The organism is Vibrio sp. R78045 (assembly GCF_042466085.1).
In the GTDB taxonomy this organism is placed as follows: domain Bacteria; phylum Pseudomonadota; class Gammaproteobacteria; order Enterobacterales; family Vibrionaceae; genus Vibrio; species Vibrio cyclitrophicus.
The window spans coordinates 175,852-183,049 of the sequence record NZ_JAXHBS010000004.1 but is presented as its reverse complement, the minus strand read 5'-3'; the positions used below and the strand labels follow the sequence as shown (position 1 = coordinate 183,049).

The window sequence follows — 7,198 nt, the reverse complement described above, 5'->3', positions numbered from 1 at the left end:
CAATCAGTCATGTTTATAACCCGTTCATAGTCAATAAGTATAAATGTAAAAAAGTGAATGAGTTCTTTGGGAAAAAGAAGAACCGATCATCAAACCTTTAACCTAATTTTTGGGATATTTAAACTAAAGAGTAGGTTGTATGGATTTATGAGACGTAAAAAATGATGGTGATTCAGTCAGCTGGTTATAGAGGGAAAATCATGGACAAGGAGCAATATGGAAAGCTATCTGAACTGATTTCAGTTACTCAAAGTAATTAGAAGCGTGAGTTAAGTGAAGAGTACAAGGCACTATCCTTAAATATTCAACGAGCACTTAATGAGCTTGGTTTTAATGTCTCTCTTATCGATGCGATGAACCTTTGGGAAGCGTATTCACAAAGCATGGATGCGAGTTGGTTATCTGGTTCTGAATCAGTCAGTGGTGCTAAAGAGTTTATTGAAACTTTTTTGGATGACGCTTACGATGACATTTGTTAATGGCAAGGGGAAAGAGTAATAGATAAACCAATGCTCAAATCCCCGATTGCAGACTTTAATCAGCATACCCATAATTGGAATTAAGCATGGACAATAAATCGAAACCGATCACTCTAGGTGTGGTTAGTGATAGTACTCCCGACCCAGAAGCCACCGAGCGTTGTAAGGAAGCTTTGAAAAACATCATCCACAAAGCTAATCAGTCAATCATTTTAGGTAAGACTGTGAACGGCAAACCTGTAATCAAAAGAATAAAATAGCCTCTCTGTTTGGGTTCGTTTGCTTTTTTCATGGATTTTAATTCTTACTCCACAGCTATGCTTTTGTGATGGTCGTCACACTTGTAGCATTGTGGTAGCCAAACTTCATTTTCTAAAAAAATGGTGCTTTTACTGTTCCAAAACTTAAAAAAGCGCTGCACCTATCTAGTTCTTAATTTTTTCACCTCCGTAATTTCTGTAAATCATAGTTTGGATCACTCAAACGGGTATTCAGGAGTTTTGCACCTCCAATTTCATCTAGTTGACTTCGTTTTATGGCGCGATTACCTTTCGGCTTAAGCCCTATTTGAGTCCATAATCATGAAAAAAATACCAAGTCATTTGTACACCGAACTCGCCTCTAAACGTGAAGAGTTGAATGAGCGATTCACAGCTCTAGAATCTTTAACTGAAACCATCAACGCTGAATTAACTGAGTTATTTGCAAACACAGAGGATGAGCAGGGTCGGAATTTGGATCACTTATTGGACGACGTAAGGATATTGAAAAGTGAAGTGTCTGAACTTACCAGTGAATGGGTAACGAGTATGGAAGAGTACTCAGAAGCTCGCTCAGAGCGCTGGCATGCGTCATTCAACGGTGAGTCGTATGAAGAATGGAAAAATGCTTGGAACGAGTTTTGTGAGCCGCTGGGTGATGATATGACCGAATGGGAAGTGCAAGGCAGTTTGTCAGATTCTGGTTTTGATCATGTTCTAGCGTTAAGCCTTTCCTTTGTCGGCTGTCCCGAACTCCCTGAGCGAGAACCTGAAATAGAAGCTGAATAACTTAACCTTGAGTGTAATTGAGTGAGGGGATTACCCTCACACACGGTAGTTACTAGCATCATCAATGCTCTTTACTTTGAATAGAAGAGCTTTGAAACTTATCTCTAAGAGTTGGATCTATCAGTACTGTTGGAAAGTACGTACTAAGCTCATCAAAGTGCATAGGCGTTGATTTATTTGTGGTTTGTTCTGGTTTTCCAGTGGTTTCTTTCTTGTGCTCAATTAGCGCTAATTCAGTGCTCTTCATTACTCAATATCCTTTTGTATTCACAACTATGGTTCTATTACAACACATGGCCAGAATGATCTATTAGGTTAGCTGTGAACCTACCCTAGCTCGCTACTAGAGGTTAGATTCCGACATAACCTTAGCGTTGTTTGAAATTGTCGCCTGTAGTTCCGTGAATGCATCCCTAAGTTTATCGCACTGCTCAGTTTCAACACCCTCGCAATTGCTTAAAGAGTCGTTCCACATTTTAACCGTTTCGCCATTTGGGTCGGTGGCATCATGGACTAATTCAAGTACTTCGGAATTTTTTTCCAGATCTTGTTTAAATTGATGCAATTGTTCAAGCGATTGATTGATTTGTTGTTTTGCTGATTCCAGTTCGGCAGCTTTTTCATGGTCTGTACACCCAAACGTAAACAACGTAGTAACGATTAACACAAGTTTCATTTTCATTCTTATTTCCTTATAAGCTTAAGTCTATTTTCTAATGGATTTGCTTGGCCGTTTCTTAAAAAGCTAGCGTTCGCTGAGGATACGAGATGACTGATCATCGAGAGAGTAACGATTAAAATAACTAAGGAAGATGCAATCGCAATTGGTCGGGCAAAGATAAAAGCAATTATCTGCCATGTTTTAGGGGCTGATGAGTTTTTTATGTTATGAACCTATAGAGGTTGGTTAGTTGACGCAGAATCTTGATGCGGTAGTACTAAGTAGGCAGCTAAAGCAAACAGGAAGCCCACTAACTCAATTGCGAAGCCATCCATTAGTTTTACTACACCATAGAAAACAACAAATGCGATACTCAAACGATTTGGCAGTGATAATCCGTATCTTTTCTTATTTGTCATGACGAGTCCCTTATCTTATTTCGTCTAAAGCATGTAAGACCTGTTTCGCTGTGACCGTAATAGCGACACGTTCAAACACAGTTTTGTAGTCATCTAATGCTCTAACTCGATTGTGCGAAGTATTAGCATCATACAGTTCAATATGAACTCCAATCGCTGGTATTAGAAACTTTTCGACAACGAGCCTTAAAATGTCCTGTTGTGCTGGCATAACAACTTGCTCTGTTAGTGAAAGTTCCTCGAATATTGCACCATCTTGAAATCCGAATCGGTTGAACAAGTCATCACTGTCTAATGTCCAAATTGTGTTGTTCCACTTAGCTAGAGGGTTGTAGTTCTCAATCATCTTAATATTCCCGTTATTGCTTTTTAGCCAACAAATAAAGAAAACCAGCGACAAGTAATCCACACAGGCCAATCCAAATGAGCGTAGGCACATCAACAATGTTGGCCATTTCGCTCATGCGCTTTTGGGCTTCCTCTCTCTCTAAGTCAGTCATAGATATCCTTATTAATCTCGATTGCTTGTTAGTTCCATTTTCGCAATTACTTGAAGCTGGTGGTCTGTAAGAAAACCTCGCTCAACAAGGCCGTTAACCACACGGAAATATCCGCTCAACCTTTCACTGAATTTTTCAAAAAAATCATCTTGATCAGGAAGCAAATTCAAAGACACTTGCAACACTGTTGTTGAAAAGTCTTGATAGTGTTTTTGAATGTGCTTGGTCAGGGCGCAGTAATTATGCGCTTTCTGAAAACCAAGCAACGCCACTATGTGTTCTTTCTCAGTGTATGATTGAGGTTGATAGTGCTTTTCGTAATCGTCTAGCATTTCGTGAAAATTGCTGTATAGATCGTGCTTTTCTGCATTATCAATGATTGGTTGTAGTGGTATTTCATGACGCATGGCCATCAGTCTAAGGTTAACGTTATGTGTGCCGTCTCTCGCTACATAACCAGCGCATACATAGGGGTTGTCCTCTTCACTTTCATGGCAAGCAAAGAGCTGTCGAAGCCCACCATCTTGAGAGCCACGTTCAGGGGCTGTATTGGCCAAATTACGCATCATCTCGATGTCGAAGTGGGGGATATTCTCACCACCAGCCTTAGACTTACGTTTCCAAGGACAGTTCTTACAGGGTTTTGATGCAATACACTTACTTGCCATCTTTATCACCCTTGTCATTAACGTTCGTCTCAATGTCCTTTATTGCTAGTTTGATCTTCTTGACATCAAACTGACCCCAACTTGCAACAACGTAATTGCCAAGCCTTTTTGAACCCTCTCGCGCAATGGTGATGTTCATGTCATCTAAACTTCTGATGGCATCCATAATCGTGCGAGCTGGATATCCTGTCTTCTCTTGAATCAATGGGACTGTGTTGTAGCCTGTATGAATGCAATATGCGATGTGGAGCTTTCTGTTAAAGGCGATCTTGGTGCGATTGGTATTTTTCATAGTCACTACTTCACCTCTTTCAATAGCTCGACCCAATCACTGGCAAGCCCATTAGTGATGAGGGTTTCTGGTGTACGTTCGCTTTCAGGTATCGAGTAACGGATTGATTGGCCATGACTCCACGGCTGCGGTAATTCAACTAAAGGTACTTGCATGGGTTCAAGTGCGGTAATTGGGTCGCATTTAAGGAAGTCATTGGCATAGTCGTCCTTGCACCTCGTTGTTTGCTGAATGACGTCTAGCATCATGGCCTCATGTTGGAACTGCTCAATATTGGTCATACTGCGATAGATATAGATTGCGCATTTCAACGGGCTGTAGGCGTAACCACAGGCAAATGTCACTGTCTTCGACTTTGACATGAAACGGTTTTGTTCAAATCGAGTAACCAGCAACCGATGAGGGATCTCCACTTGCTTTGCTTTTAAGTACCCTTGATTGTATTTCACATAATCTGGATTGGTTTTCATTAATTGTATGATGGATTTAATCGCAGTGATTTTCTCATCCACTGTCCCGAACAAGGCTTTTAAAGTTGTGTTAAGAGTCTCTGTAGCGTCCTCTGACAGCTTGTATCTATCAAGTGTGTTGATGACTTTGCATTCTTCGATAAGGTTCAGTCTGGCGTACTTGCTTCTGATTCCATCTTGAAACGATTCGATATAAAACTGATAAGCATCTTGTTCCGTTTTCTCGATGACATTGTCAGTAACCCGCATCATGTGACCTCTTCGATTGAGGTCTTTGAGTTTCTTTTCAATGTTGTCAGTGGTGATCAAGGGTTCGTACTGGCGAGTAAATACGTACTTGATGGTAAGTTTGTTCATTTCATTTGCCAGAGCCCCTATCAATTCTAGGGAGTCTTGTTTTACTGCATAGATATCACACAGATCAGGGGTGGTTAGGTTGTTCACATCATCGTTGGCCAACCTTATGTAAGGTATATCGTTAGCATTGCTCAGAGGGGAAATTACATAAAGCTCATTGAAATCAGAGGCAATGAATAAAGGTTTGATACCCAATTGGCTGCATTTCTCTTCAATCTCCATGATTTGCTTTTCGGATAACTCCGTGTTGCTTTCAATCAAAGTAACAATTGCTTTACCAGCCAAGTTCGGCTTGTCTTTCAATAGCTTCTCTTTCTTTGGGTTAACCTTTAACCATTTGATGATGTTGAGCAACTGACTGTCGTTATCCTTACAATCACTATTTAGTGAAATAAAGTCTTGTACTAGCTTGGTGTCTGAATCGAGTTTTTTGAAAAAATCGAATAGGCAGACAAGCCCATCCATTTCGTCAGTAATTTTTGGCCTAGCCACTCTTGATTCCATGAGTGTTTTAAGTTCACTGAATTTGATGTTTCTCAGGTTGTACGCTTTTTCGGTCGACGGATCGTTGAGGTTTAACCAAACATTTTTTGTCTTACCGTCAAGATTGTAAGAGTAACCGTCATATGTTGTCGGGATCTTCAATGCTAGTTTTTGCTTGTAAGTGCCTACAGTGAGTATCGAACATCTTTCATCAGGGCAATACACCAGTTCAGGCTCTTGGTAGTCATGTTTTGCTTGACTGAATTTATAGCAACCAGCTGCGTTTTCTTCGTTGACCAAGGAGGATTGAAACAGAACCAAATCCCCCTCTGTATGATCAGTCGTGAGGTGTTGTTTGATCCAATCGTTTGGGTTTTCAGTGATTGGGTTTTGGCCAATCAAGTTATCCTCATCGTTGATAAATTCAACATTTCTACGAACGGCATCGGGGTTAAATAAACTTGCACCATGTTGGTCGTAAGCGAGTTCGCCAAACACAATCGTTTCACCGTCCAGTTGGCGGTCAATAATGCCCTGAAATATCGAGGCAACCTTAGAGTAGGTCGTATTCAGATGTTTGAGGTTCTTTTGGGCGTCCGTGAGCGCGACGTCGTCTATGTCTGATATATGATTTAAGTAGTCGTCCATCTCGCGTTGTGTTGGGAATAGGCGAGCCTGAAAATCAACAGGTGACAGAATGCAGCTGACACGCTCGCCATCTCTCACTAATAAACCAACTTTAAAGTTCGGCACGTTCAAGACTGAGTTGGTAAACCCCTCATCGTGGTAATGCTTTTGTGTTCTTCTGTACTGGAAACAAACCACGCTTCTTTCCACTGGCAATATACGATTTAAGAATGATGGAGACTCTTGAAGACGAGTGAAGAACTGTTCAATATCTCTGTGATCGAATGAGTGGTCTGAAAATATCGAATCAGTGAGCATTTCTTCATCGCAATAGATTTTATTGCTGAAAAAGTGAATCTTTCCGCAGCTGGTGGACTCAGGCTTATCAATGATTGTCCATATGGTCACTTTCTCCCCAAGATAAAGGTTGAGCATGTCCACCTTGTCCATCACATCATTTACGGACTCACTCATCTGCTTGGCTTGTCCCATGGTCGCGTAAGCTGCTTCCATCGCGATACTTGTACCGTGATTTACGACTGATTTCAGTTCGTCACTTTTTACTTTTGAGTATATCGATATCACTTCACCAAGGGCTTTTTGGTTCATCAGTTGTCTTTTAACTGTCTCTGCCGTTTTCCCGTCAATCAGTGGGACGATATCGGTAGAGCTTGCTTGCTGATGCTTTGACTCAAGGAGTAGGGGAACGGAAGTGTCTATTTTGCTTCTAGCTTCAACCAAACTTGCATGTTGGGTTTCCATTATTTTTTGATAGATGGTTTCTGGCTTAGACAGAGATTCGCTTAATTCACCTCTTATTGCGTTAATTTGGTTGGTGATTAAACGCTTTGTCTCTTCTCTTTCAATCTCGGCTTGATCTTGAGGTACGTAAACAAAGTGAGGTTCGAATTCTTTATAGCTGAGTTTGAATTCTGTGACGTTAGTACTCCCACCTAGATGCGCTGGTATATACAAAGCCAGATTGTGGAGCTCTTTAGTCAGGTGGTGATAGTGGGTTTGTGTCGTTATGTAGATTTCATTCTCTACAAACGTTTTTGACAGATGTGTTTCTTCGCTTGGCATAAATCGGAAGTAATCACCATGTACAATCTCGGTGTGGACATTTTCACGTTCGACACGGCTAAACGTGTCAGTTGTTATATTAGTATTACCTTGAGCCATAATGACTATCT

The 7,198-nt window shown here is 40.9% G+C and carries 11 protein-coding genes; 3 read left to right on the top strand and 8 right to left on the bottom strand.

The features are described 5' to 3' along the window. The first annotated feature begins 353 nt into the window (after nt 1-353). From SJY39_RS01585 to SJY39_RS01575, 3 genes are all read left to right on the top strand, one after another. Nucleotides 354-479 carry a hypothetical protein gene (locus SJY39_RS01585; RefSeq protein ID WP_390241107.1) on the top strand — a complete coding sequence of 42 codons (126 nt, stop codon included), beginning with the start codon at nt 354-356 and terminating at the stop codon, nt 477-479. An 86-nt stretch (nt 480-565) separates the two neighbouring features. Next, on the top strand, nt 566-739 hold the full coding sequence (locus SJY39_RS01580) for a hypothetical protein (protein ID WP_390241104.1): 174 nt from the start codon (nt 566-568) through the stop codon (nt 737-739). A 321-nt stretch (nt 740-1,060) separates the two neighbouring features. Next, nucleotides 1,061-1,528: a hypothetical protein gene (locus SJY39_RS01575; protein WP_390241101.1), complete on the top strand. Its 468-nt coding sequence runs from the start codon at nt 1,061-1,063 to the stop codon at nt 1,526-1,528. A 61-nt stretch (nt 1,529-1,589) separates the two neighbouring features. On the opposite strand, the gene SJY39_RS01570 is transcribed toward SJY39_RS01575, so the two are convergent. The 8 genes from SJY39_RS01570 to SJY39_RS01535 all read right to left on the bottom strand — a co-directional run bounded on the left by SJY39_RS01570 (nt 1,590) and on the right by SJY39_RS01535 (nt 7,187). Then, on the bottom strand, nt 1,590-1,775 hold the full coding sequence (locus SJY39_RS01570) for a hypothetical protein (protein WP_390241098.1): 186 nt from the start codon (nt 1,773-1,775) through the stop codon (nt 1,590-1,592). Between the two features lie 96 nt (nt 1,776-1,871). Beyond that, complete coding sequence (locus tag SJY39_RS01565) at nt 1,872-2,210, bottom strand: hypothetical protein (protein ID WP_390241095.1); 339 nt, start codon at nt 2,208-2,210, stop codon at nt 1,872-1,874. Nucleotides 2,211-2,422: 212 nt separating this feature from the next. Beyond that, nucleotides 2,423-2,608, bottom strand: a complete 186-nt coding sequence (locus SJY39_RS01560) for a hypothetical protein (protein ID WP_390241092.1) — start codon at nt 2,606-2,608, stop codon at nt 2,423-2,425. A 10-nt stretch (nt 2,609-2,618) separates the two neighbouring features. Continuing rightward, nucleotides 2,619-2,954: a hypothetical protein gene (locus SJY39_RS01555; RefSeq protein WP_390241089.1), complete on the bottom strand. Its 336-nt coding sequence runs from the start codon at nt 2,952-2,954 to the stop codon at nt 2,619-2,621. Between the two features lie 13 nt (nt 2,955-2,967). Then, nucleotides 2,968-3,108 carry an LPXTG cell wall anchor domain-containing protein gene (locus SJY39_RS01550; protein WP_390241086.1) on the bottom strand — a complete coding sequence of 47 codons (141 nt, stop codon included), beginning with the start codon at nt 3,106-3,108 and terminating at the stop codon, nt 2,968-2,970. A gap of 11 nt (nt 3,109-3,119) precedes the next feature. Beyond that, nucleotides 3,120-3,776, bottom strand: a complete 657-nt coding sequence (locus SJY39_RS01545) for a DUF6283 family protein (protein WP_390241083.1) — start codon at nt 3,774-3,776, stop codon at nt 3,120-3,122. Beyond that, the gene (locus SJY39_RS01540; RefSeq protein ID WP_390241110.1) at nt 3,766-4,068 is read right to left on the bottom strand and encodes a helix-turn-helix domain-containing protein; all 303 of its coding nucleotides are present in this window, start codon (nt 4,066-4,068) and stop codon (nt 3,766-3,768) included. The genes SJY39_RS01545 and SJY39_RS01540 overlap by 11 nt, the downstream gene beginning before the upstream one ends. Nucleotides 4,069-4,073: 5 nt before the next feature. After that, complete coding sequence (locus tag SJY39_RS01535; RefSeq protein WP_390241080.1) at nt 4,074-7,187, bottom strand: hypothetical protein; 3,114 nt, start codon at nt 7,185-7,187, stop codon at nt 4,074-4,076. Nucleotides 7,188-7,198: the final 11 nt, after the last annotated feature.

Bases quoted from the DNA above. Each gene is read 5' to 3' on its own strand.
- SJY39_RS01585 (WP_390241107.1), top strand. From the start codon at position 354: ATGAACCTTTGGGAAGCGTATTCACAAAGCATGGATGCGAGTTGGTTA.
- SJY39_RS01580 (WP_390241104.1), top strand. From the start codon at position 566: ATGGACAATAAATCGAAACCGATCACTCTAGGTGTGGTTAGTGATAGT.
- SJY39_RS01575 (WP_390241101.1), top strand. From the start codon at position 1,061: ATGAAAAAAATACCAAGTCATTTGTACACCGAACTCGCCTCTAAACGT.
- SJY39_RS01570 (WP_390241098.1), bottom strand. From the start codon at position 1,775: ATGAAGAGCACTGAATTAGCGCTAATTGAGCACAAGAAAGAAACCACT.
- SJY39_RS01565 (WP_390241095.1), bottom strand. From the start codon at position 2,210: ATGAAAATGAAACTTGTGTTAATCGTTACTACGTTGTTTACGTTTGGG.
- SJY39_RS01560 (WP_390241092.1), bottom strand. From the start codon at position 2,608: ATGACAAATAAGAAAAGATACGGATTATCACTGCCAAATCGTTTGAGT.
- SJY39_RS01555 (WP_390241089.1), bottom strand. From the start codon at position 2,954: ATGATTGAGAACTACAACCCTCTAGCTAAGTGGAACAACACAATTTGG.
- SJY39_RS01550 (WP_390241086.1), bottom strand. From the start codon at position 3,108: ATGACTGACTTAGAGAGAGAGGAAGCCCAAAAGCGCATGAGCGAAATG.
- SJY39_RS01545 (WP_390241083.1), bottom strand. From the start codon at position 3,776: ATGGCAAGTAAGTGTATTGCATCAAAACCCTGTAAGAACTGTCCTTGG.
- SJY39_RS01540 (WP_390241110.1), bottom strand. From the start codon at position 4,068: ATGAAAAATACCAATCGCACCAAGATCGCCTTTAACAGAAAGCTCCAC.
- SJY39_RS01535 (WP_390241080.1), bottom strand. From the start codon at position 7,187: ATGGCTCAAGGTAATACTAATATAACAACTGACACGTTTAGCCGTGTC.